This is a genomic window from Caulobacter sp. LjRoot300 (assembly GCF_964253875.1).
Taxonomy (GTDB): domain Bacteria; phylum Pseudomonadota; class Alphaproteobacteria; order Caulobacterales; family Caulobacteraceae; genus Caulobacter.
This window is the reverse complement of sequence record NZ_CAXUSA020000003.1, coordinates 485282-508662: the sequence shown is the minus strand read 5'-3', so window position 1 is coordinate 508662 and position 23381 is coordinate 485282. Positions and strand designations below refer to the sequence as shown.

Below are 23381 nucleotides of genomic sequence, written 5' to 3'. Positions count from 1 at the left end.
TTTATCGATCGCCGCAAGGCAAGTCGCCATTGTGATATTCAGAATATCGCTGATGATGTCTTGCATCTCCATCGCCGTCGTGAATCGCGCCGGGATTCTAGCCCGTTGGCGACGCATCAGTCCGCTCGGCGTTTGGGACGACATCGTAGCAGCGGTCCTGTTCATGAGAATTTTGCATAAACACGACGATGGCGCGCGAAAGGTTCGCGTCTATCAATCCACCCTCGACGGGGCGCGATTTTATTACGAGGGAAGCGCGCTTTACACCCAGGTCGACGGCAACGGAAAAAATCGACTGAAGTACATCACGATGATGGGTGAGTTGTTGGCCGAACGGCATGACGTGCTCATGCTCGGCACGGCCGGCGGCGCGCTGGCGACCAAAATCAGCCGCCGCGGTGGACAGGTCACCGCCGTGGATTGCTGGGACGGCGCCTTCGATGTCGCCCGGCGATGGTTCCAGCTTCCCGACGAGGTCGAGTGTGTTCACGCCGACGCCCTGGACTTCTTGCGCACGACCGCGCGGCAATGGGATGGCGTCGCCATCGACGTGTTCCGGGGCGGTGAAATCCCCTCGGCCATGTTCGCCGGTGACATTGGCCTCTTGCTTGCGAAGGTTTTGCGGCCGGGCGGCGTGGCGGTGTGGAACGTCGCCGACCATCCCCTGTCCTGGCCGTCCGAGCGTGTCGTCGCCGCCTTGAAGCGGGCCGGCTTCAAGACGGCGCTGACGCCCGTGCTGGACACCGACGGTGACAACACCCTGATAGTCGGTCATCAACAGCCGTCTCGGCTCTGACGCTCCGTGAAACCCTATTGTCGCTCCAGCAGGCGGACGCCGCGTCCTGAGCCCTCGCTGCGCGCGCCGGCCGCGATCAGCTCGACCCCCGCCGCATTGATGGCGTTGACCACTTTTTCGAGGCTATCTACAACCGCTCTGACGATGCCGTCGCTGGCTTCCATGCGCTGGATCGTCGGCACGGAGACGCCCGAGAGGCGAGCAAGCTCCTTCTGGTCAATGCCAAGGAGCGCCCGAGCAGCCTTCATTTGTGCGCCGGTGATCATTTGGGTATCTATAGTGACGTTCTGACCATCATCAAGTCATGATGTTCGAAGGCGGCCTGCCCTCGGCGGACGGGTTTAGGCCGCTTCAGCAATCGCGTCGGAGCCCATGTCGGAACAAACCGGAAGCGTGGTCATCTCGGTGGCCGCCCAGCGGTTGTCCTGGCGCAGAACATTCAACGCCGCGCCAGCGGCCGCTGGGTTGTCAAACGCCAACTGCAGGCGACCGAACCAGATCACCACGGCGAACGTGTCTGGCGCGATGACCTCCAAGGTATCGATCTTGAAGATGGGCAAGGCCAAGTCGTGACCATCGGCCCCGACAAACAACAGGCGCTCGCTGGTGACCAGGACCAAGCCGCTGACCTGACCGTGCGAGTCCTTGCGCTTGGCGGCCCAGCCCTCAAGCACGATCTCGCCTGAGAGCAGGATCACGTCCTGCCGCAGGGTAGCCAAATCAGCGGAATCTCGCATGTCGCTCTCCTGGCGCCCTCAACCGCGCAACCGCGCGCGAAAAGTTGCGCGCCCTCTCTCGCGACGGGTCTTGGCCGACTGGTCAAACTGGCGGTCGGTCGTCGGCTTTGGCCGCAAGGCTCGTCTGGCGCGTTGGCTACTGCTTACCGCTACCGGGCGTCAAGGCGTCACAGTTGATTGTTTTCAGATTGGTAATGATATATTTCACATCACTTAAGCTAGGCGAAACCATACGACACCCCGCACCTTGGCCTGGCGCGAAGATCGCATCACGATTCATGATCGCACTTTGGAGGCCCGCAATGACGACGCATTACCGGGGCGTCCTGCCCGCCTGGATCGACGAAACGGTCGGCGGATGATCGAACTACACCGATCCAAGGGCGGTTTGGGGGAGATCTCGGTCGCCCTGCGGCGTCGGGACCGCGCGGTGTGCTATCGCCGGAACGGCGAGCTTCAGTCGCTTGTCGACAATCGCGGCCGCAATCTGATGCCGAGTTTCGACGCCGTCGTCGATGTCCTCGCACAGGAGCGAGCTGAAAGGGTCCTGGTCCTGGGACATGGCGGCGGCGTAGTCGCCACGATGCTGCATCGCAAGGGCATCGACGTCATCGCCGTGGATATCGATCCCCGGGCCAAACGTCTGGCTCAACTGTTCTTTGGGGCCCCGCCGTGCTTGAAGGTCGTCAACAGCGACGCCGCCGCCTATGTCGCGGCCGCGCCCGAGAGGTCCTTCCGCGCGGTGGTGGTCGACTTCCAGGATTCCGAGGCCACGCCGGCGGCCTACCTTTCCGAGGCCTTTTGGCGCGAAACGATCGGATTGCTGAGTGATCAAGGTCTCGTAGTGATCAAGGTCTCCAATTGGCTGCGCCTGGGCGCCGACTGGAGCGCGTTTCAGCGAACCCTCGCCGCGGCGGACCTGGATTGGATTGCCCTGGGCGACGAACTCGCCTGTGGCCATCGCCTGCTGGTCTCCTACGGTGCGTGAGATTCAACACCCGCCAGTTCCCTCGGAAGCGAGCGTCGTCCCACGGGGTCACCGTCGCCCTGCGTTGATGGGTCTCAAGCGCGGCGCCCGCGGCCGATGCCCTGATTGCGGAGAAGGGCGACTGTTCACCGCTTATCTGAAGATCCGGCCAACCTGTGAGGTTTGCGGACACAACAACGGCCAGTATCCCGCCGACGACGCTCCGCCCTACTTCACGATCCTGATCGTCGGCCACCTGGTCGTGGCCCCCTTGCTCGCATTCCCGTTCATCTGGCAATGGCCGGCGGCGGTCGTGGTCGCGATCCTCATCCCAAGCTTGGTCGTACTTTCACTGGTGTTGTTGCCGATCGTCAAGGGTGCGGTCGTGGGCGTGCTGTGGGCGATCGCCAAGCCCGCCGAAGGGCGCGCGCAGCTACCAACAGAGGCCCAGATAAGGCTGGCGGCGCCTCCACAAGACCCGAGCCTAGATATCCAATGAGCGTCCTCAAACGACGGCCGAGGCGTCACCGTCGGTACGCCATCCCGACGACGTGGGACTGGGCCATGATCACGACCCTTGGCGGGTTCGGCGCGGCGATCGCCCTGGTTCTTTGTTCGGAGTTTGAAGCCTTGACCCGATCGGCTCGCCTTGATCGTCCGGTCAACTGCCCTTGGGCGTCGGCATTGCATTTGCGTGGCGGCGCATTCTTGGTCGCGTGCGCTCTGGAGCAGCTATATAGACACTTCAAACATCATAATCGAGGTGATTAACCGTGGTCGGCGACTGGCGACCGGGTGATTTTCGGTTCGGTTACATCCGCAGAGGAGGGTTCAATGGCGGCTCGCCAACAGGGGGAGGCATTTTGCTTGTCCGGAAATCCCGGCCTGAGCGTCGGCGTGAGTGGTTCGGAGCGTCTTGGCTCGCCGGCCGCACCTGAGCCCGGCGCCATGGCGGCCGCGGGGCATCTGGTGGAGCGCCCCTGCGGCGTCCTCTTTGCCGATCGCCGCAATGACGTGCTGTCGCAGATCGCCGAAGGCTTCGCGCGCGATCTCTTGCCTGATAATTGTCGCGTCAGTAGCGCAGGCGTTGCGCCCCATCTGCTCAGTCCCTGGGCCATTCGGGTAATGGTCGAATCCGGCATCGGCATCACCGGTCACTTCAGCAAATCGCTGCTCTCGATCGACGCGGACGACATCGATCATCTTGTCGTACTCGAACCCGATCTGGATTTCCCTTCGGCCTATCGCAAAGCAAGCCGGGTAGATTGGGCGATCTACACGCCGATCGACACCACTCTGCCGGAACGCGCGATGCTCGGCGCATTTCGCCTCATGCGCGATGTCGTGCGCGATCGAGTCCGCGGCTTCTGTAGCGCCATTGCGAAGAACAACCAGGAATGATCGGGCATGGCCCTCTTGGCCCATCGTTCTTGAACAAATTTAGATCGTTATGACTAATGATAGTTCTGCATAGACACGACGATGGAGCGCGCAGCGTCCGGGTGGTCGAGCTTCGGCGAGATGGCGGGAGGCTCTATTTCGACGGCCAAGTGCTCTATACCCACGTCGACAGCAACGGCGACAACTGCCTCGACTACATCACGGCGATGGAGCAGGCGCTGGGCGCGGCGGAGAACGTCCTGCTGCTGGGCACCGCCGGCGGAGCGCTCGCCACCCGGATCGCTCGGCGCGGCGGACAGGTGACCGCCATCGACGACTGGGCGCCGGCCTTCGAGATCGCCCGCCGATGGTTTCATCTGCCCGAGGCCGTCGAGTGCGTCCACGCCGACGCGGTGACCTATTTGCTATCGACGACGCGCCAGTGGGACGCCGTGGCCATCGACGTCTTTCGCGGCCCCAAAATCCCCGCTGCTATCCTGGTCAGCGGCATCGGGGATCTGCTGGCCAACGTCCTGGCTCCGGGTGGTCTGATCGTCTGGAACGTCGCCGACGCGCCGCTGTCGTGGTCGACGCAATGGATCGCCAGAGCGCTTCGCCGGTCGGGTTTCGATGTCGTCCTAATCTCCGTGCTAGACGGCGATGTCGGCAACACCCTTGTCGTGGGCCGTCGGGCCGCCGCCGCCAAGGATTGACGCCTCTGGCCGACCAAGAACGGGGTCTTCATCTGTAGACCGGTGATCGCGGTGCGATCTATGGTGATGTGAGATACATCAGAAGAGCGTGATCGTGGGCCGACGACCGTCAAGGTCGCCAGCCGATGGAGCGGATTTCAATGGTCGCCCAGGCTCCTACCGTCGTCGACCTCTACACGCCCAAGCTCCTCACCGTGCTGGGCGAGGGCTATGGCGTGCGGGACTTCAAGGCCGACGTCGTGGCAGGCCTTACCGTGGCGATCGTCGCCTTGCCGCTCTCCATGGCCATCGCCATCGCGTCCGGTGTGACTCCCGACCGCGGGCTCTACACGGCGATCATCGGCGGTTTCATCGTTTCGGCGCTGGGCGGCAGCCGGTTCCAGATCGGCGGACCGGCCGGGGCGTTCATCGTCCTGGTCAGCGCCACGGTGCAGCAGCATGGAATCGACGGCCTGGTGCTGACCACCGCCTTGTCTGGGGTGATCCTGCTCGCTGTCGGCGTCCTGCGGCTGGGCGCCTTCATCAAGTACATTCCCTATCCGGTCACGGTCGGCTTCACCGCCGGGATCGCGGTGATCATCTTCGCCAGTCAGATCAAGGATCTCCTGGGTCTGCGCCTGGTGGGCAAGGAACCGGGGCCGCTGCTGGACAAGCTGGCGGCCCTGGGCGTGGCGCTGCCCACCCTCAACCTGGCGGCGGCATCCGTGGCGCTGACCTCGATCATCGTCATCCTCGCCGTGCGGCGACTGCGTCCCCACTGGCCGGCTTTCCTGATCGCGGTCGTACTGGCGGCTGGCCTGACCCAGGTCCTGCATCTGCCGATCGATACGATCGGCAGCGTATTTGGCGGCATCCCGCGCGCGTTGCCCGCGCCGCATCTGCCGGCCGCTTCGGCGGCCAAGATCATCGAGGTCTTGCCGGCCGCGCTATCCTTTGCCCTGCTTGGCGGCATCGAAAGCCTGCTCTCGGCCGTGGTCGCTGACAGCATGAGCGGCCGGCGTCACCGCTCCAACTGCGAACTGGTGGCCCAGGGCGCGGCGAACATCGGCGCGGCGCTGTTTGGCGGTATCTGCGTCACCGGCACGATCGCCCGCACCGCCACCAATGTCCGGGCCGGGGCGCGCAGCCCGATCGCCGGCATGTTGCACGCTGCTTTCCTGCTGCTGTTCATGCTCGTGGCCGCGCCCTTGGCCAGCTACATTCCGCTCGCCGCCCTTGCGGCCGTGCTCGGCGTTGTGGCCTGGAACATGGCCGAACGGCATGCCTTCGCGACCCTCGTTCGCGCCTCGCGCGGTGACGCCGTGGTGGTGGTGGTCACCTTCCTGCTGGTGATGTTCCGTGGCCTGACCGAGGGCATCCTCATCGGTTTCGCGATCGGGGCGCTCTTGTTCCTGCATCGCATGGCCCAGGCCGTCGAGGTCGAGGCCGTGCGGCCGCTCCTTCAGCCGGATTTGCCCGATGCGGCCAATGATCTCCGCGAGCCCTATGATGCGGCCGTGACGACCGATCCGGACATCGTCGTCTTCAGGCTGTCGGGCGCGTTCTTCTTCGGGGCGGCGGCAGCGGTCGCGGCGGCGCTCGACAGCATCGGCGAGCATCCCAAAGCCTATGTCATCGACGTTTCCGTCGTGCCCGTGCTCGACTCCACCGCAGCGGCCACGCTCGAAGCCTTCGTCCACAAGGTCCGCCGTCACGGCGTCGATGTCTACTTCGCCGGCGCCGGGCGTTCTGTACGCCGGGTTCTGCTGATGCACGGCCTGCGGCCACCACAGGTGCGGTTCAAGACGACCGTAGCCAAAGCCCTGGCCACCGCGCGCGTGAAACATGGGTCGGCCCGATAGGTGTTGTCAGCTTAACCGCGCCGTCCTGCGCCCGGGCCTAGAGCAAGCCGCGCGATATAGGAATCGCGCCGCTTGCTCTAGACTTTTGTTTTCGCGTCGCTTTTGCAGAAAACCGGTGTCCACTTTTCCGCGCTATGCTCTAGGTCGCGACTGACCGCATTGTCATCGACGACCAGAAAGCGGCATCCCATCGGGGATGGAGATCGCGCTGCGGTCGCTCTCGACAGTCCCACGCGTGCTCCTGGCGGCCGGTGCCTCGAACCAGAAGCTGGCCCCTTGTCCGGCCTTGCTGGAAACGCCGATCCGACCGCCCATGGCGTCGACAAGACCCTTGCAGATCGCCAGGCCCAGGCCCGTGCCGCCATGCTTGCGGGTGGACGAGCCATCCGCCTGGGAGAACCGCTTGAACCCAGTCGGTCGGGCTGGTCGACGAAGCCTACTGGCGATCGGTGATCAATTTCGACGCCTTCGTCGAGCACGGGATGGTCGACGGCGCCGATCTTTCGCTCTTCGCCTTCGCCGACACCGCAGCCGCAGCCGCAACCGCAACCGCAACCGCAACCGCAACATAGGCTCGGTCGCACGCCGACGACGTCATCCAACGGCTTGTCCGATCATAGGGGCGGATCGATCCGCAACACCGCCGCCCCCGTGAAGGCGCCGGCGCGCAAGTCTGCCAGCGCCTGGGCGGCCTGGCGCAGACCGTAGACCTTGACGTGAGGGCGGACGCCCGCAGCGGCGGCGCGCGGCAGGTAGTCCTGGGCGTCGGCGCGGGTGAGATTGGCCACTGAGACCAGGGTTCGCTCGCCCCACAGGTCGGCATAGTCGAGGGCCGGGATCTGGCTCATATGGATCCCCGCGCACACCACGCCGCCGCCCTTGCGGACCGCCCGCAAGGCGAGCGGCACGAGCGCGCCGATCGGCGCGAACAGGATGGCGGCGTCCAGCGGTTCGGGCGGCGCGGCGTCCGACGCGCCCGCCCACAGGCAGCCCAGTTCAAGCGCGAGGTCCTGGGCGGCCAGGTCGCCGGGCTTGGTGAAGGCGTAGACTTTCTGCCCCTCGGCGATCGCCAATTGAGCCAGGAGGTGGGCGGCGGCGCCAAAGCCATAGAGCCCCAGCCGATCGACGACCCGTCCCTGCATCGCCATGCGCCAGGCACGAAAACCGATCAGGCCGGCGCAGAGCAGCGGCGCGGCCTCGAGATCGTCGAGCCCGTCGGGTAGGACGAAGCAGAAGCGCGCGTCCGCGACCGTCATTTCCGCATAGCCGCCATCGCGCGTCCAGCCGGTGAACCGCGCGAGATCGCAGAGGTTTTCCGCACCCTGGCGACAGAAGCGGCAACGCCCACAGGCGCCGCCGAGCCACGGAACGCCGACGCGTTGTCCCAAGGCCAGGCTCGTGACGCCCTGCCCGAGCGCTTCCACCACGCCGACGATCTCGTGTCCTGGAACGACGCCGTTCCGGACGGGCAGATCGCCGTCCAAAAGATGAAGATCCGTGCGGCAGACACCGCAGCACCGCACGCGCAGCAGAACCTCACCGGCGCTGGGCCTTGGCGTGTGACGCAGGGCGGGTGTCAAGCGGCCGCCCTCCAGAACCATCGCCAACATTAGGCCTCGGCCCGGAAGCAGGAAGGCTCGGCAGCGATGGCCTTGCCCTCAGGCCCGGCAGTCCTTGGCGAGGCGCCGTCTTGAAACGCGGCCGTGATGGCGTCGCCATCGACGTCGCGGGGCCGGGTGAAGACCGGCGAGACAGGTTTGTCGGCTCGAGCGCTCATGGGTGAAGCTCCATCGGGATGAAGGCGCGCGACTGGCGCGCCTATCATCTTCTCCCTCACCGCCGCCTCCGACTTGATGGTGATCAACAATCGTCGAACCGACGCCAACGGCCAGTTCCGCGCACCTTGCGTCGAGACACAGGCGTCAGCGTAGAATGGCGCGATCAGGAAGCCGCCGCCGACGCGGCGCGATCGGCTGGCGCGGTCACGGTCGACCATAACCGGCCGTCTCGGGCGGCGCGAACGCCACGATCGAACATGTCGGTCATGGCCGGGCCTTCAAAGCGCAGCATGCTGACGCCGCCAAGTTCAGCGGGCACGCAGGCGGTGTGGAGCGCGAATCCATTGATCTCGCAGAAGGCGGCCACGGTCCGCAGAGCATTGCGATAGGAGGTCTTGAGCATCAGTTCGAAGCTACGCATCAGGATGGGGATCACGCTCATGGACGTCGTCGCCGCCCCGCCATCGAGCGTTGTGTTGACCAGGGCGTAGACCTCGACGCCGCGGCCCGGCCGCCCGGGCGGCCGCGTGAACGCCAGGGGCTCGGGCGCCACGAACAGCGGACTGATCGTCCCGCCATCCACATGCATTTCTTCGTAGCGCCGACCTTGGCTCACCACCGCGATCATCTTGGGCGGAAACAACCCTGGAAGACTGGCCGAAGCCACGAGAATGTCGCGAAAGAGGGCCAGCCCCGCCTGGCCGCCCCGGCTGGCGATCGCACCCATGTCCCAGATCGATGTGGCCTCGGTGTCCAGATTGGCGGTGGCGACAAAGAGCCGCCGCCCAGCCTGATGGGCCGCCCCGACCGCCGCCAGCAGCGGCGCGTCGATGTAGCGTCCGACAAGCGCCGTGAGCGGTTCGGCGCCGAAAAGGCTCGCGCCCGGCCTCAGGCCCTTGAGCGCCAGGAGGTCGGCGGCGTGGCCGTCGCAATAAGCCTCGGTCAGGCGATGATCCCAGGTTGGTCCAAGAAAGGCGAAGGGCGCAATAAAAGCGCCGGTGCTGACCCCCGTCACCAGGTCGAAGACCGGACGCGTCCCTGTCTCGGTGAGACCGACCAGGGCTCCGGCCCCGAACGCCCCGCCGGCCCCGCCGCCAGAAAGCGCCAGAACGTTGAGGTCTTTCATCGCCGCCGCCTGGTCGCGGGGCCGCAGGCCACCGAACGGCCAAACCGGATCGTCCTGCGCCGCGCCGTTGATGAAACGCACCTTGTCAAAACCGGCCGGTTCGGCGGGCGCGCCAGGCGGCGGCGGATCGGTACGGCCAAGCGGCTTTATCCACGGCTTCGACACGACAGGCTCCATTCGCCATCAATCCACAGAGCCGAACCCCCATAAGACGGGTTGGAAAGACGCTCTGCGTAATATGGCGACAGCGCCGATCGCGGATTTGATCTCGATCACTTTGGGCCGCGAGACACCGCCGCGCCCCGGGCCAGTCGCGACGAGAGGCTTCAGAGCCACGCCCAGACGCCGGCCGCTGCGGCCAGCGCCAACAGGGTTCCCGCCGCATAGAAGGCGCCAAAGCGCGAGCCGCCCACCCCCCAAGCGATGACCATCTTCGAACAGCTGTCGACCGTGGCGGCCAGCAGCACCGCCTGGCCGGGGACGCCGATGGCCATGCCCCCCGCGCTCATGCGGGCGACCGACAGGGTGACCGCGTCAGCGTCGACCAGGCCGCCGAGCGCCGCCACCGGCAGAAGGCCGGACGGACCGTAAAGGCCGGCGGCGACCCTTGACGCCGCCATGATGACGCCGAGCACCAGAGCGAATTTCAGCACCAGCCCCAGTTCAAAGGGGTTCTTGGCCGAGGACGGCGACGGCGCGGCCTCGCCGGTCGACGCCAAGGCGGTCGCCCCCAAGCCAAGGACCGTTGAGAGCGCGGCGAACACGCCCAGCGGCGCCGACAGCGACCAGAACAAAGGCGGCCAGAGCGCCAAGGTGATGGCCCCCAGCCGGATCGCCATGATGGCGCTGGCGACCAGGGCCGCGCCCGCCAGGGCGAAGGGGTTGGGGACCTCTTTTTGCAGTCGAGCCAGGTAGAAGGTCACCGCTGTCGACGAGACCAGCGCTCCAGCCGCGCTGGCCAGCAAGGCGCCCCGCGCCGGCCCCCACACCTTGATCGCGGCGTAGGCGACAAAGGAAATCGCCGCCATGGCGATGGTCAGCACCCAGAGTTCTGCGAAGTTGACCAGGCCGTAGGGGCCAAAGGGGCGGTTTGGCAAAAGCGGCAAGGCCACGAAGGTCATGGCGAGCAAGACCAGCGCGTCTCGGAGTTCGGGCCAAGTCAGGCGTTTGAGCCAGGTGTGCAGCACCTCCTTGCCCGCCAGCAGGCCCGCGACCGCCACGGCGGCGGCGGCGGCGACGCGCTCATCGCCAATCACCGCCAAGGCCCCAAGGCCGAAGGTCAACAGGCCCGCGACGATGGCGGTGGCCGAATGGTCGTTGTCATCGCGCTGTTCCCGCTGCTTGAAGAGGATGAAGGCCGCCGCGAACGGCAAGCCAAGCGTCAACATGGCCCAGCCGCCCAGGATCTGGCTCAGCATCCCCGAGACCCCGCCGAGCAGACCCGACAGGGCGTAGGTCCGCAGTCCGGCGGCACGCCCCCCTTCGGCGACGTCGCGCGCGCGCCAGCCACGCTCAATTCCGATTAGGAAGCCGATCGCCAAGGCCAGCCCAAGCCGCTCGAAAGGTTCCGCCGCCACACCCAGTCCTCGTTCGCTTGAGAGGCCAAACCTCACTCTGGCTCAGACTGGCGGGGCCGTCCTGCGCCAGATCAAACGGCTCGACATTCCCTCTGCGGCCAGCGTGCCGCGGCGCTGGCCTGGTCGACCGGTTCGATCTTCGTGAGCAGACGGATTTGGAAGACCGCGGCGACGTCGCGCTCGTCGATCTGCCTCGACACCCGGATCAACGTCATGTGGCCGCGCCCAAAACCCCATGGGTGATCCGGCTAGCGCTCGCATAAACGATTGCGCACCCAACTTCAGTGTTCTGGATATGCTCCAATAGCCGAGCTAGTGTCCAAGGGCAGGACATTCGATAGGAACCTGCTAGAGGGCTGTGGCCGGAGCGTCGCGGTCTTTGATCTTCTGGCAGAGGTTGCGGATGTCGGTTGGTTCGAACTCGGTCAGCAGCCGGTTCTGAAAAGGTGCGGCGACATCGCGCTCATAGATGCTCCGACGCATGGCCCGCGTGCCGTCGGCCATTCGTCCGTTCTCAAGTTACTCCTCGGCAAACTCGCCAAAGGTCCTAGCGGCTTGAAGCTTGGCCTTGGAGCGCTGCTTATCGATCATGGGCGAGCGCCCTTCCCTGACCTCCTTTCGGGCTTCCATCCCCAGTTCGCGAGCCCGGAACAGTGTGGTCGTCGGGGCCGTAGCGAACAAGCGTCAGGCTCTCGCGCCGGCCGTTAAGACGGTAGTCGAGACGGAAGGTGATGGAGCCGGTCGGAAACACCGTGACCTATATGTCGTCACGGTCAGCGACCTTGTAGATTTTACCCTGTAGTTTCAAGCTTTTAAGCTCGCTGTCATTGAGCATGGACGGTCTCCGGCTAGCCCGAAACCAGCCGAAAGCCGCGCGAAGATACGTCAGCCAAAAATGGCCCGATGATTTCACGTTTTCGATTGCGATTTCAGGGACTTAAGGTCGAAAAATGCCGTCATGACGTATTTTTCTGACGGTATATCGCCAAAGGTCAATTGGGCAAGATCGGCGGCTTGCCGTCAGCCATACCGTCAAACGAAAAGAGCGCCGGCGATTGCCAGCGCTCCCCCTTGAACAAAAACACGTTTTGTTTCAGTGGCTTAGGTGCTATTTTCGATAGCGCCCGATAGCCCCAAAATGACGCCCCTTTCACTCCCACTCGATCGTGCCGGGCGGCTTGGACGTGACGTCGTAGACGACCCGGTTGACGCCGCGGACCTCGTTGATGATCCGGGTGGCGGTCTTGCCCAGCACGTCCCAGGGGAACTCGAAGAAGTCAGCCGTCATGCCGTCGGTCGAGGTGACCGCGCGCAGGGCCAGGACGTTCTCGTAGGTGCGGGCGTCGCCCATGACTCCCACCGTCTTGACCGGGAGGAGCACGGCGAAGGCCTGCCAGATCTTGTCGTAGAGGCCGGCGTTGCGGATCTCTTCGAGGTAAATGGCGTCGGCGTCCTGCAGGACCTTGACCTTCTCGGGCGTGATCTCGCCGGGGATGCGGATGGCCAGGCCGGGGCCCGGGAACGGGTGGCGGCCGACGAAGGCCGGCGCCAGGCCCAGCTCGACGCCCAGGGCGCGGACCTCGTCCTTGAACAGCTCGCGCAGCGGCTCGACCAGCTTCAGTTTCATGAAGTCGGGCAGGCCGCCGACATTGTGGTGGCTCTTGATCACCGCCGAGGGGCCGCCGCGGGCCGAGACGCTCTCGACCACGTCGGGATAGAGCGTGCCCTGGGCCAGGAGCGCCGCGCCCTCGATCTTGGCCGCCTCCTTGTCGAAGACGTCGATGAACAGCCGGCCGATGGTCTTGCGCTTGGTTTCGGGATCGCTGACCCCGGCCAGCTCGCCCAGGAACAGGTCGCCGGCGTCCACGTGGATCAGCGGGATGTTGTAATGGTCGCGGAACAGGGTGACGACCTGATCGGCCTCGTTCTTGCGCAGTAGGCCGGTGTCGACGAACACGCAGGTCAGTTGGTCGCCGATCGCCTCGTGGATCAGGACGGCCGCCACCGAACTGTCGACGCCGCCGGACAGGCCGCAGATCACCTTGCCGTCGCCGACCTGATCGCGGATCTTCTGGACCATCTCCTGGCGGAACGCCGCCATCGTCCAGTCGCCCTTCAGGCCGGCCAGGGCCAGGAAGTTCTTGTAGATCCGCGAGCCGTTGACCGTGTGCACCACCTCGGGGTGGAACTGGACGGCGTAGATCTTCTTGACGTCATTGGCGATGGCGGCGAACGGCGCGCCGGTCGAGGTGGCGATGACTTCGAAACCTTCGGGGATGGCGGTGACGCGATCGCCATGGCTCATCCAGACGGTTTCCAGTTCGCCGACGCCGGCCAGCCCCTGGAACAGCGGGCTCGGCTTGCCGATGGTCAGCTCGGCGCGGCCGAACTCACCTGCATGGCCGCCCTCGACCTTGCCGCCCAGCAGGTCGCACAGCAGCTGCTGGCCGTAGCAGATGGCCAGCATCGGCACGCCCAGGTCAAAGAGCTTACGGCCGATGCGGGGGCTGTCCTCTTCCAGCACGCTGGCCGGACCGCCCGACAGGATGATGGCGCTGGGGGCGTAGTCGTCGACGACCGCCTCGGCCTTGTCGAACGGATGGATTTCGCAATAGACGCCGGCCTCGCGCACCCGGCGCGCGATCAGCTGGGTCACCTGGCTGCCGAAGTCGACGATCAGGACGCGCTGGTGGTGGGGTTCGGCGGTCATGGGCGGCAGCTCTCCAGCGTCATTGTTTCGGTTCGGTCTCCCTGTCGGGAGCAATATCGTTCTTTGCGAGCCCTTTCGTCCCAACCGTGAGCGGTCGGGCGGGCTCTAGGGCACGTAGGACCCGCGCTCGATCACCGCGGCGAAGAAGCCGTCGGTGCCGGCGCGATGCGGGGTCAAGCGCAGATAGCCTTCCGTCGTCAGGTGCCGTTCGACGCCCGCCAGTGTGATCGGCTTGACCGAAAAGCCCGGATGGCGCTCGACGAAGGCGGCCACGCGGTCCTCGTTCTCCTCGGCCAGCAGCGAGCAGGTGACATAGATTAGGCGGCCGCCCGGCTTCACGAAGTCGGCGGCGTCGGCCAGCACCGCGTCCTGCTCGATCTGGCGCTTGGCCAGTTGGTCGGGCGACAGCCGCCACTTGGCGTCAGGGTGGCGTCGCCAGGTGCCCGAGCCGGTGCACGGGGCGTCGACGAACACCAGGTCCAGCTTGCCTTCGAGACCCTTCAGCGGCTCGCCCTCGATCGGCGAGCGGATCTGCAGGTTACGGACCCCTGCCCTCTGGCCGCGGCGGATGGTGTCGGCCAGGCGACGGGCATCGCTGTCGTGGGCGTAGATCTGGCCGCTGTTGCCCATGGCCGCGGCCAGGGCCAGGGTCTTGCCCCCGCCCCCAGCGCAGAAATCCAGCACCTGCTTGCCCTTGATCAACCCGGCCGTGGCGGCGGCGATCTGCGAGCCGAGATCCTGAACCTCGAACCAGCCTTTGGAGAAGGCCGGCACGGCCTCGACCGAGGGCGTACGGTCGGCGGCGCCCGGCGCGGGGATGCGGAAGGCGGTGTCCAGCACACCGGCCGGCTCGGCCCCGATCAGGGCCACCGCCTTGCCGCCGCGCTCGACATCGGTCTTCAGGAGGTTGATGCGCAGGTCGACGGGCGCGCGCTCGGCCAGGGCGGCCATCTCGGCCCCGTGGTCGGCGCCCAGGGCGCGCGCCAGGTGCGGCTGCAGCCAGTCAGCGTAGTCGCCGGCCACCGGAGCCGGCGCGTCCGCCAGCGACCGAGGCGAGACCAGGCGCTCGCGCTCCAATTCGGTCAGGACGCCCGGTCCGTGCTCCTCGCCAGCGGCTTCGGCGATACGGTCCAGCGACCACTTCCAGTCCTGGGCCAGCACGCCCAGCACCACGCCGCGCGGGCTGTCGTCGCCCATCATCCAGCCCAGCGAGCGCTTGCGGCGCAGGGCGTCCAGCGCCAGGCCCGAGACGAAGGCGCGGTCCTTGGACCCCGCATAGCGGGCGCTCTCGCCCCAGCGCTTCAGCGCCATCCGTACGGGGAAATGACGCGTCTCGATCTCGGTCAGGACCTCGATCGCCGCTGCTAGTCTGCCGCCGTCGCGCATATTTGCTTTCAGATCACCAAGGCCGCCAGGATCAGGCCGATGCCGATCAGGGAAGCCAGCCAGACCAGCGAGCGGATGACCGGCACGCCGAAGGCATAGAGAAAGATGTAGATCGCCCGCGCGCCGACATAGAGCACCGCTCCATGGGCCGCGAGCATGCCGAGCCGACCGCCCAGATAGGCGACCAGCACGGCGGCGGCGAAGAGCGGAAAGGTCTCGCGAAAATTGGCGAAGGCGCGCTCGAGGCGCCCCGCCATGCCCGTCAGCACCACCGGCGTGTCGCGAGGGCCCACGTTCCACTTCAGACCGCGCTGCGGCTGGGCGGCCGCGGCCGCCCAGAGCAGGTGGACCAGGCCGATCACGACGGCCCAGCCCAGCATCTGAAGTTCGAGAGCCATCCGCACCGGCTAGACCGCGCTCGGATAGTTCGGCGCTTCCCGGGTGATCATCACGTCGTGGACATGGCTTTCGCGCAGGCCAGCGCCGGTGATCCGCACGAAGCGGGCCCGCTTCTGGAACTCCAGGATATCCGGCGCGCCGACATAGCCCATCGCCGCCCGCAGGCCGCCGACCAGCTGGTGCAGCACCGGGGCTATCGGGCCCTTGAAAGGCGTTTGCCCTTCAATGCCTTCCGGCACCAGCTTGAAGCTGTCGGTGATGTCCTTCTGGAAGTAGCGGTCGGCCGAACCGCGGGCCATGGCGCCCACCGACCCCATGCCGCGATAGCTCTTGTACGAGCGGCCCTGGTACAGGAACACCTCGCCGGGCGCCTCTTCGGTGCCGGCGAACATCGAGCCCATCATGGCGGTCGAGGCCCCGGCCGCGATGGCCTTGGCCAGGTCGCCCGAATATTTGATGCCCCCGTCGGCTATGACCGGGGTGCCGCTCTCGCGGGCCGCGCGGACGGCTTCGGCGATGGCGGTCAGCTGCGGCACGCCCACGCCGGCGACGATGCGAGTGGTGCAGATGCTGCCCGGACCGATGCCCACCTTCACCGCGTCGGCGCCGGCGTCAATCAGGGCGCGGGCGGCGTCGTAGGTGGCGATGTTGCCGGCCACGATCTGCACGCGGTTGGCTTCGCGCTTGAGGCGGCTGACCGCCTGGGCGACCTGGCTGGAGTGGCCGTGGGCGGTGTCGATGACGACCACGTCGACGCCAGCGTCGACCAGGCCCATCGAGCGCTCGAAGCCCGCGTCGCCGACGGTCGAGGCCGCGCCGACCAGCAGCCTGCCCTTGTCGTCCTTGGCGGCCAGGGGGTGGGCCTGAGCCTTCTCGATGTCCTTGACTGTGATCAGGCCGACGGCGCGATAGGCTTCGTCGACGACGATCAGGCGTTCGATCTTGTGCTTGCGCAGCAACTCGCGCGCCTCGCGGTGATCGATGCCTTCAGACACCGTGATCAGGTTCTCGCGGGTCATCAGGGCCGAGGCCGGCACCTTGTCGTCGCCCTCGAACCGCATGTCGCGGTTGGTCAGGATGCCGACCAGCTTGCCGCTCTTGGGCTCGACCACGGGGAAGCCCGAGATCTTCCGGCGGGCCTTGATCTCGCGGATCTCGGCCAGGGTGGTTTCGGGATTGATGGTCAGCGGATTGATGACCATGCCGCTTTCGTAGCGCTTCACTTCGCGCACGTGGTCGGCTTGTTCCTCGACCGTCAGGTTGCGGTGCAGGATGCCCATGCCGCCGGCCTGGGCCATGGCGATGGCGAGCCGGCTTTCGGTGACCGTGTCCATGGCGGCGGACACGAGCGGGATGTTCAGACTGATTTCACGCGTAAACTTGGTCTCGGTCGTCACCTGGGTAGGCATGACGTCTGACGGACCGGGTTCGAGCAAAACGTCGTCGAAGGTGAGCCCTTCGCGAATCTCCATTGGAGTCTCCATTTTGCGAGCCGCGTATACCTATGCAGGGCCGTCGTGTCGACCTGATTTGGCGGCATAAATGGTGACGAGGGGGCCGGAAGTTCAGGGTCGGCGGCGTCGAACGAAGCTCGACGCCGCCGGATCGCCTCAGGGAATGGGCTTGGCGCCGGGCGTGGAGCACTTGGCGAACTTGCCCTTGGCGTCCTTGCACTTGACCGGCTTGGCCGGGGCGGCGGCCGGACACTTGGTGAACTTGCCCTTGGCGTCCTTGCAGGGCGCGGCGAAGGCGGACGGCGAGGAGGCCGCCAGTCCAATGGCGAGAGCGATGGCGATACAGAGCGATTTTGACATCTAACAGCCTCTCGTGGTGACGCGTCGAATACGCCTAACGATGGTCACGCGCAGAATCTCGTCACCACAAGAGTTCGAAATGCAAATTTCGTCCCGCAGTCAGTTTCAGTGGGAAAAAGACAAGGAAAACACATCCAATGGAGGATTTAATTTCCCTGCAATCTAACCGATCTCTTCTTGGGCGAGATCCGGATATGCGAATTCAATTTAGACGTTATTTTATCAGCTCGAAATATCGGGAACTCCTTGGGGCGCTCTACCGCCCCTTGAACCCCGTCGCCACCAGGAAGACCTCGGAGCTGTCGCTGCGGCTGGCCTTGGGCTTGAAGTGGACGACCTTGTCGAAGTGCTTCTTGAGCTGGGCGATCACCGCCGCCGTCTCGCCGCCCTGGAAGGCCTTGGCGACGAAGGCCCCGCCGGGCTTGAGCACCTCAATGGCGAAGTCGGCGCCGATTTCGATCAGGCCGACGATCCGCAGGTGGTCGGTCTCTCGGTGGCCGACGGTGTTGGGGGCCATGTCCGACATCACCAGGTCCGGCGCGCCGCCCAGCAGCTCCAGCATCTTCGGCGGACAGGCGGGGTCGGTGAAGTCCATCTCCAGGATATGGGCCGGCGCCACCGGATCGACCGGCAGCAGGTCGACGCCGACGATATCGGTCACCCCACGCTCGGTGGCCATCTGCAGCCAGCCGCCCGGCGCGCAGCCCAGGTCGATGACCTTCGCACCCTTCTTGAAGAACCGGTGCTTGTCGTCGATCTCGCTGATCTTGAACGCCGCGCGGCTGCGATAGCCCAGCGCGCGGGCCTTGGCCGAGAACGGGTCGTTGATCTGGCGCTCCAGCCAGGCCTGCTGCGAGGGTGTGCGGCCAAAGGCGGTCTTCAGGCGCGCCGGCTTGGCGCGGCCGCTCTCGTTGCCGCCGGCCGGCGGCTTGACCATGCGCTTGCGGGGAGGTTCGTCGTTCATGCGTTCACCGTCGAGGGGCGGGACGCCCGACCCGCGCCGCCTCGCCGACGCCGGCGCGGCTTTTGCTGTTGATCGGACATCAGGGACATCAGGAGCCCCTCTCTAAGCCCCCGATCGGCGACACGCACGCGCGAACACGGCCAAAGCTCCTGAACCGCCTGCAGGATCGCCGCTCCGGCCAGCACCAGATCGGCGCGATCGGCGCCGATACAAGGCTCCAGGGCCCGCTCCCGGGCGGTCAGGGTCAGCAGGCGATCGGCCGCCGCCTCGCACTCGTGGCGCTGCATCCACAGGCCATCGACGATGTTGCGGTCGTAGCGCGGCAGGCCCAGGTGCAGGCCCGCCAGGCTGGTGATGGCGCCGGACGTGCCGACCATGTGGGCGCGGCCGTTCTCGAACAGCCGCCGCATCGGCTCGGCGTGCGGAAAGGCCTCGATCCGCGCCTTGACTGCGTCGACCATGGCCCGGAACCAGCCCTCCTCCACCCGCTCGCCCTCGGGAAAGCGCTCGGCCAGGGTGACCACGCCGATCGGGATCGACAGCCAGGCCTTGATCGGCAGCTTCCAGGCCGCGAACTGGCGCGGTTTGCTGTCCAGCCCGCCGCCCTTGAGGTCCACCCACGACAGCTCGGTCGAGCCGCCGCCGACATCGACGACCAAGGCGGCCTCGGCGTCGCGGTCGAACAGGCTCATGCAGCCGGCCACCGACAGCTGGGCCTCCTCCTTGGGGGTGATGATCTGCAGCCGCAGGCCGGTCTCCTCGGCCACGCGGCGCACGAAGTCGGGACCATTGGTCGCACCCCGGCAGGCCTGGGTGGCCACCGCCTTCACGCGCACGACCTTGCGGCGGCGAATCTTCTCGGCGCAGACCTTCAGGGCGGCCATGGAGCGGTCCATGGCCTCGTCCGAGAGTTGACCCGTCTGGGAAAGCCCCTCGCCCAGACGCACGATGCGGGAATAGGCCTCGACGACGCGAAAGCCGCGCGGCGAAGGGGTCGCCACCAGCAGGCGGCAGTTGTTCGTACCCAGGTCGAGCGCCGCATAGCACGACTGCTCGCCCGGCGGCCGGCGCCGGCCCGAGCCCGAAGGCTGAGGCGCGCCGGGCGCGCTCGGCGCCTCCGACATGGTCGTTCCACCTTGTCTCGCAGGCGATTCATGCCGAACCACCTCACTTCGGAAGCGAGCATAGCGGCGAGATTCCCGCGCCGGAAGGCCTCGCCTTGTTATCCGATGACGGAAGTCTACGTTCAGGTTCTAGTCAGGAGACTCGTGTAGGCTGCTCGACATGAATTCGAGACTTGCCAAATTCGCGATCGGCCAGGTGGTCAAGCACCGGATCTTCCCGTTCCGGGGCGTGGTGTTCGACGTCGACCCGGTGTTCGCCAACACCGAGGAATGGTGGAACTCCATCCCCGAGGACATCCGGCCGACCAAGGACCAGCCATTCTACCACCTACTGGCCGAGAATGACGACAACACCTATGTCGCCTATGTCTCCGAGCAGAACCTGCTGGCCGACGAAACCGGCGAGCCGGTGGGCCATCCCCAGGCGGCTGTGATTTTCGAGAGCTTCGACCACGGCGCCTACAAGCTTCGCCCCCGGATCTCGCACTAGACGCAAACTCTCTCCGAGCGATCTCGGTTCTCGCGCAAAATCCGAACGGAATTTGCCGCCGGGCGGGCGTAACGTCGCTTCATGAGCGCAGACGGTTTTGGCAGCGGCCCGCCTCCCGGCGCGGCCGCCGATTGGACGATCGACCAGGGCTGGGAGACCTACGCCCAGGCCGAGCACGAGGTCTGGATCACCCTCTATGAGCGCCAGACCGCCCTGCTGCCGGGCCGGGCCTGCGACGCCTTCCTGCGCGGCCTCGACGCCCTGGACCTGCATCGCTCGGGCATTCCCGATTTCCGGCGGATCAACGAGGAACTCCAGCGCCTGACCGGTTGGAGCGTGGTGGCCGTGCCCGGCCTGGTGCCCGACGACGTGTTCTTCGACCACCTGGCCAACCGCCGCTTCCCGGCCGGCCAGTTCATCCGCAAGCCCGACCAGTTGGACTATCTGCAGGAGCCGGACGTCTTCCACGACGTGTTCGGCCATGTGCCGATGCTGACCGACCCGGTGTTCGCCGACTACATGCAGGCCTACGGCCAGGGCGGGCAGCGGGCCTTGGGCCTGGGCCGGCTGGCCAACCTGGCTCGGCTCTACTGGTACACCGTCGAATTCGGACTGATGGAGACCCCGGCCGGCCTGCGCATCTACGGCGCTGGCATCGTCTCCTCCCGCGCCGAGTCGATCTTCGCCCTCGACGATCCCTCCCCCAACCGCATCGGCTTCGACCTGGAGCGGGTGATGCGCACGCCCTATCGGATCGACGACTTCCAGCAGGTCTATTTCGTCATCCCGTCGATCCAGACCCTGCAGGAGGTGACCCTGCGCGACTTCGGCCCGCTCTATGACCGCCTGGTCGGCGTCGGCGACCTCGGCATCGCCGAGATCACTGGCGCCGACCGGCTGATCACCGCCGGGACCCAGGCCTATGCGAAGACCGGCGGGCGGCTGGCCTCGGCGGGCGGCTGACTCTTCAGGCCAAACAGGAGCCGCACTCCGGGGACGCGCCGGACGATCTCGTAGGTGGCGAAGCAGCCGGCGAAGGTCAGGACGACCAGGATCAGCGCCTCCAGTGACTGGGGCAGGCCCAGCTTGGCCAGGTGGTGCGCCATCACCACGATCAGGGTCTGGTGCACCAGGTAGAACGGGAACACGCCGAGCGTCAGGTAGCGCAGGACGGGTCCGCCCCGGTTCAGATGTTTGGCCCCGAAACCCAGGATCGCGGCGATCGAGCACCAGGCGTCAGTGGCCTGGACGAAGCGCATGATCGGCCGCAGCCACTCGGGCGGGATCGGCGTGTCGTTGCGATAGACATAGGCGTAGGTCGCCCAGCCCAGATAGCCCGCGACCGCCAGGACCAGGGCCGGCCAGCGCGCCGCGATCAGCCGCTGGCGCAGCGCTTCGGACTTGGCCAGGCCGAACCCCAGCAGGAAGGCCGAGAACGACACCGCGTGGACATAGTGGTCGCCCACCAGGGCGTGGGTCTCGCCGAAGCGCGGATAGAGGGTGGCGCGCAGCAGGCCCAGGAACAGGATCGGCCACAGGATCAGGCCGGAGCCGCGCAGCGCCGCCTCGGCGGCGGCCTGCAGATGGGCGCCCAGCCGCCGCCAGACCAGCAGCAGGCCCGCCAGCACCAGGGTGTAGAACAGCAGGTAGGCCACGAACCACATGTGGTTCCAGGTCGGGGTGATCAGGCAACCTTCGGGGGTGCACCAGTGGCCCGAGGCGGTGATGTACCGGACCCAGAAATTATCCACCGTCAACGAGGTCCCCGGATGGGCGGCCACGTATTCGACGATCTGATAGTAGGACTGCGGCGGCACGATCACGACCATCGCGAACAGCAGCGGCGGCAGCAGGCGGGCGATCCGCGACCTGGTCAGTTTCCCGACCGTGACCTTGTCGGCCATGAACCGAGTCGCCGCGCCCGACACCAGGAACAGCAGCGTCAGGCGCCAGGGATTGGTCAGGAACATCGCCAATTCCAGTTTTTCGACCGGATGCGGCGACTTCACGTGCCAGTCCCACGGCACGTAGAACATGCCGACGTGATACAGAATCAGCAGGAAGAACGCCCCGACCCGAATCCAGTCGAGGTCGTAGCGGCGGTCAGGGATTGAAGCGGTCAAGGGCATGACGGGGCGTCCGGCGTGAAAAACGATGCGAACGTCGTGGCCCGGACCACCGACGCCAGCCAAGCGCCGGGGGACGGGCGGCCGCCGGCAGGGACGAGCGGAAAACGCCCAGGGACGAGCGGCGCGCTTTTCGGGATGAGCGGCGAAGAACGCCAGGGCGTCTGGCGCGCCTGGCTGCTGGGCGCGGGCCTGGTCTCCTGCATCGCCGTGGTCAACGTCCTGACCGTCCGCCATGACGCACCGCGCCTCGGCACGTTGGCCCCAGCGATCTGGGAAGCCAGCAGCGCCCTGGTGACGATGGTGATCTTCACGCTCCCCGCCGCCGTGGCGGTGTGGACCACACGGACGGAGCCGCGCTGGTGGCGCGCCCTGCCCGTCCACCTGGCGGCGGTCGTGCTCTATTCGGTACTGCACGTCTCCGGCTTCGTCGCCCTGCGGAAGCTGACCTATCTGGCCTTGATGGACGGCCCGTACCGGTTCGGACCGCTGTCGACGGAATTCCCCTACGAGTTCCGCAAGGACCTGCTGGCCTACGGCCTGGCCTCAATCATCTTCTATCTGTCGCTGAGACGCAGCGCCCGCGAGGCCGCCGCCCACGCCCCGACGGCGACAGCCGCCGCCAGTTTCGACATCCGCGACGGCGCCCGCCTGGTCCGCGTGCCTGTCGCCGAGATCCTGGCCGTACGCTCGGCCGGCAACTACGCCGAGTTCCTGCTGGCCGACGGCCGGCGACCGCTGATGCGGACCTCGCTCGGCGCCCTGGAGACCGGCATGGCCGAGCACGGCTTCGTGCGCACCCATCGCTCCTGGCTGGTCAATCCCAGCCGGGTGACGGGCCTGCGCCCCGAAGGCTCGGGCGACTATGCGATCGAGCTCGGCGGCGTCGAGGTGCCGCTGTCGCGGCGCTTCCCGCAGGCGCTGACGGCGCTGCGCGGCTAATCCAGCAACAGTCCCATGACGATGTCGTCGTCGACCGTGCCGTCCGGCAGCCGCCCCCGCCCGATCATCCGGCCCTCGATCCTGAACCCCAGCCGCTCGTAGAGCCGCTGGGCGCCGGAATTGGCCGCGCCGGTCCACAGCTCGATCCGGCCGACCGGCGGCGTCATCGTCCGCGCCGTGTCGATCAGGGCGCGAAACAGGGCCGAGCCGACGCCCCTGCCCTGCCAGTCCGGGTCGACCGCCACGGTCAGGTCGGTCAGCACATGGGCGAAGATCGCCACCTTCATCCGCTCGACATGCAGCTCGCCGCACAGCGCCCCATCGGCGCCCACCGCGACCAGATTGACGCCGCCGTCCGCCGCGGCCGCCAGGGCGTGGGCGACATAGTCGGCCGTCACCTCTTCGGGCTGCCGCGCCAGGCCGCCAGGCTGGGCGGCGACCTTGCGGTGCAGGGCCAGGACGGCGGCCGCGTCCGCGGGGGTCGCGGGTCGGATGGTGAAGTCGCTCATGG

28 protein-coding genes are annotated in these 23381 nt (G+C 66.5%); 10 read left to right on the top strand and 18 right to left on the bottom strand.

Annotated elements, in window-relative coordinates; genetic code table 11:
- The first annotated feature begins 52 nt into the window (after positions 1–52).
- Entirely contained in the window at positions 53–796 is a 744-nt protein-coding gene (locus ACSQ2G_RS12460; protein WP_436031252.1) for a spermidine synthase, read from the top strand.
- Between the two features lie 14 nt (positions 797–810).
- On the opposite strand, the gene ACSQ2G_RS12455 is transcribed toward ACSQ2G_RS12460, so the two are convergent.
- Together ACSQ2G_RS12455 and ACSQ2G_RS12450 are read right to left on the bottom strand one after the other, a co-directional pair.
- The gene (locus ACSQ2G_RS12455) at positions 811–1062 is read right to left on the bottom strand and encodes a helix-turn-helix domain-containing protein (RefSeq protein ID WP_436031250.1); all 252 of its coding nucleotides are present in this window, start codon (positions 1060–1062) and stop codon (positions 811–813) included.
- Positions 1063–1137: 75 nt separating this feature from the next.
- Positions 1138–1533 carry a hypothetical protein gene (locus ACSQ2G_RS12450; protein ID WP_436031249.1) on the bottom strand — a complete coding sequence of 132 codons (396 nt, stop codon included), beginning with the start codon at positions 1531–1533 and terminating at the stop codon, positions 1138–1140.
- A 247-nt stretch (positions 1534–1780) separates the two neighbouring features.
- Between ACSQ2G_RS12450 and ACSQ2G_RS12445 the strand changes: the two genes are divergently transcribed.
- The 5 genes from ACSQ2G_RS12445 to ACSQ2G_RS12425 all read left to right on the top strand — a co-directional run bounded on the left by ACSQ2G_RS12445 (position 1781) and on the right by ACSQ2G_RS12425 (position 6434).
- On the top strand, positions 1781–2521 hold the full coding sequence (locus ACSQ2G_RS12445; RefSeq protein WP_436031247.1) for a hypothetical protein: 741 nt from the start codon (positions 1781–1783) through the stop codon (positions 2519–2521).
- Positions 2522–2588: 67 nt separating this feature from the next.
- Positions 2589–2999 carry a DUF983 domain-containing protein gene (locus tag ACSQ2G_RS12440; RefSeq protein ID WP_436031245.1) on the top strand — a complete coding sequence of 137 codons (411 nt, stop codon included), beginning with the start codon at positions 2589–2591 and terminating at the stop codon, positions 2997–2999.
- Positions 3000–3334: 335 nt separating this feature from the next.
- Entirely contained in the window at positions 3335–3901 is a 567-nt protein-coding gene (locus ACSQ2G_RS12435; RefSeq protein WP_436031243.1) for a hypothetical protein, read from the top strand.
- Between the two features lie 56 nt (positions 3902–3957).
- A complete protein-coding gene (locus ACSQ2G_RS12430; protein WP_436031241.1) occupies positions 3958–4593 on the top strand; it encodes a hypothetical protein in 636 nt (211 codons plus the stop codon).
- Between the two features lie 140 nt (positions 4594–4733).
- Positions 4734–6434 (top strand): SulP family inorganic anion transporter, encoded by a 1701-nt coding sequence (locus ACSQ2G_RS12425; RefSeq protein ID WP_436031239.1) that lies wholly within the window; start codon positions 4734–4736, stop codon positions 6432–6434.
- Between the two features lie 162 nt (positions 6435–6596).
- On the opposite strand, the gene ACSQ2G_RS12420 is transcribed toward ACSQ2G_RS12425, so the two are convergent.
- Entirely contained in the window at positions 6597–6881 is a 285-nt protein-coding gene (locus ACSQ2G_RS12420; RefSeq protein WP_436031962.1) for an ATP-binding protein, read from the bottom strand.
- Positions 6882–6883: 2 nt separating this feature from the next.
- Here ACSQ2G_RS12420 and ACSQ2G_RS12415 point away from each other — a divergent pair, with 2 nt between their 5' ends.
- A complete protein-coding gene (locus ACSQ2G_RS12415) occupies positions 6884–7006 on the top strand; it encodes a hypothetical protein (RefSeq protein WP_436031237.1) in 123 nt (40 codons plus the stop codon).
- Positions 7007–7048: 42 nt separating this feature from the next.
- On the opposite strand, the gene ACSQ2G_RS12410 is transcribed toward ACSQ2G_RS12415, so the two are convergent.
- The 13 genes from ACSQ2G_RS12410 to ACSQ2G_RS12350 form a co-directional block, all read right to left on the bottom strand.
- Entirely contained in the window at positions 7049–8014 is a 966-nt protein-coding gene (locus tag ACSQ2G_RS12410) for a zinc-dependent alcohol dehydrogenase family protein (protein WP_436031235.1), read from the bottom strand.
- 29 nt (positions 8015–8043) lie between these two features.
- Complete coding sequence (locus ACSQ2G_RS12405) at positions 8044–8211, bottom strand: hypothetical protein (RefSeq protein WP_436031233.1); 168 nt, start codon at positions 8209–8211, stop codon at positions 8044–8046.
- Between the two features lie 164 nt (positions 8212–8375).
- Entirely contained in the window at positions 8376–9503 is a 1128-nt protein-coding gene (locus tag ACSQ2G_RS12400) for a patatin-like phospholipase family protein (RefSeq protein ID WP_436031231.1), read from the bottom strand.
- 161 nt (positions 9504–9664) lie between these two features.
- Positions 9665–10915, bottom strand: coding sequence for an MgtC/SapB family protein (locus ACSQ2G_RS12395; RefSeq protein WP_436031229.1), 1251 nt, complete (start codon positions 10913–10915; stop codon positions 9665–9667).
- 71 nt (positions 10916–10986) lie between these two features.
- The gene (locus tag ACSQ2G_RS12390) at positions 10987–11130 is read right to left on the bottom strand and encodes a hypothetical protein (RefSeq protein WP_436031227.1); all 144 of its coding nucleotides are present in this window, start codon (positions 11128–11130) and stop codon (positions 10987–10989) included.
- Between the two features lie 133 nt (positions 11131–11263).
- Positions 11264–11419 carry a hypothetical protein gene (locus ACSQ2G_RS12385; protein WP_436031225.1) on the bottom strand — a complete coding sequence of 52 codons (156 nt, stop codon included), beginning with the start codon at positions 11417–11419 and terminating at the stop codon, positions 11264–11266.
- A gap of 646 nt (positions 11420–12065) precedes the next feature.
- Positions 12066–13625 (bottom strand): glutamine-hydrolyzing GMP synthase, encoded by a 1560-nt coding sequence (guaA, locus tag ACSQ2G_RS12380; protein ID WP_436031223.1) that lies wholly within the window; start codon positions 13623–13625, stop codon positions 12066–12068.
- Positions 13626–13730: 105 nt separating this feature from the next.
- Complete coding sequence (locus tag ACSQ2G_RS12375) at positions 13731–15011, bottom strand: RsmB/NOP family class I SAM-dependent RNA methyltransferase (RefSeq protein WP_436031221.1); 1281 nt, start codon at positions 15009–15011, stop codon at positions 13731–13733.
- A gap of 8 nt (positions 15012–15019) precedes the next feature.
- Positions 15020–15415, bottom strand: a complete 396-nt coding sequence (locus ACSQ2G_RS12370; protein WP_436031219.1) for an MAPEG family protein — start codon at positions 15413–15415, stop codon at positions 15020–15022.
- Between the two features lie 3 nt (positions 15416–15418).
- Positions 15419–16882: an IMP dehydrogenase gene (guaB, locus tag ACSQ2G_RS12365; protein ID WP_436031217.1), complete on the bottom strand. Its 1464-nt coding sequence runs from the start codon at positions 16880–16882 to the stop codon at positions 15419–15421.
- A gap of 138 nt (positions 16883–17020) precedes the next feature.
- On the bottom strand, positions 17021–17224 hold the full coding sequence (locus tag ACSQ2G_RS12360; protein ID WP_436031215.1) for a hypothetical protein: 204 nt from the start codon (positions 17222–17224) through the stop codon (positions 17021–17023).
- 256 nt (positions 17225–17480) lie between these two features.
- Positions 17481–18188, bottom strand: a complete 708-nt coding sequence (locus tag ACSQ2G_RS12355; protein ID WP_436031213.1) for an RlmE family RNA methyltransferase — start codon at positions 18186–18188, stop codon at positions 17481–17483.
- On the bottom strand, positions 18185–19312 hold the full coding sequence (locus tag ACSQ2G_RS12350) for a Ppx/GppA phosphatase family protein (RefSeq protein WP_436031211.1): 1128 nt from the start codon (positions 19310–19312) through the stop codon (positions 18185–18187). Before ACSQ2G_RS12350 ends, ACSQ2G_RS12355 begins: the two co-directional genes overlap by 4 nt.
- Positions 19313–19472: 160 nt before the next feature.
- Here ACSQ2G_RS12350 and hspQ point away from each other — a divergent pair, with 160 nt between their 5' ends.
- Together hspQ and phhA are read left to right on the top strand one after the other, a co-directional pair.
- On the top strand, positions 19473–19802 hold the full coding sequence (gene hspQ / locus ACSQ2G_RS12345) for a heat shock protein HspQ (RefSeq protein ID WP_145687186.1): 330 nt from the start codon (positions 19473–19475) through the stop codon (positions 19800–19802).
- A gap of 81 nt (positions 19803–19883) precedes the next feature.
- Positions 19884–20765 carry a phenylalanine 4-monooxygenase gene (gene phhA, locus ACSQ2G_RS12340; protein WP_436031209.1) on the top strand — a complete coding sequence of 294 codons (882 nt, stop codon included), beginning with the start codon at positions 19884–19886 and terminating at the stop codon, positions 20763–20765.
- Here the strand turns inward: phhA and ACSQ2G_RS12335 are convergent.
- The gene (locus ACSQ2G_RS12335) at positions 20723–21931 is read right to left on the bottom strand and encodes an acyltransferase family protein (RefSeq protein ID WP_436031207.1); all 1209 of its coding nucleotides are present in this window, start codon (positions 21929–21931) and stop codon (positions 20723–20725) included. The two genes, phhA and ACSQ2G_RS12335, sit on opposite strands and share 43 nt — an antisense overlap.
- A gap of 135 nt (positions 21932–22066) precedes the next feature.
- On the opposite strand from ACSQ2G_RS12335, the gene ACSQ2G_RS12330 reads away from it, so the two are divergent.
- On the top strand, positions 22067–22870 hold the full coding sequence (locus tag ACSQ2G_RS12330; protein WP_436031206.1) for a LytTR family DNA-binding domain-containing protein: 804 nt from the start codon (positions 22067–22069) through the stop codon (positions 22868–22870).
- Here ACSQ2G_RS12330 and ACSQ2G_RS12325 read toward each other — a convergent pair.
- On the bottom strand, positions 22867–23379 hold the full coding sequence (locus ACSQ2G_RS12325) for an N-acetyltransferase family protein (RefSeq protein WP_436031204.1): 513 nt from the start codon (positions 23377–23379) through the stop codon (positions 22867–22869). The genes ACSQ2G_RS12330 and ACSQ2G_RS12325 overlap by 4 nt on opposite strands.
- Between the last annotated feature and the right edge of the window lie 2 nt (positions 23380–23381).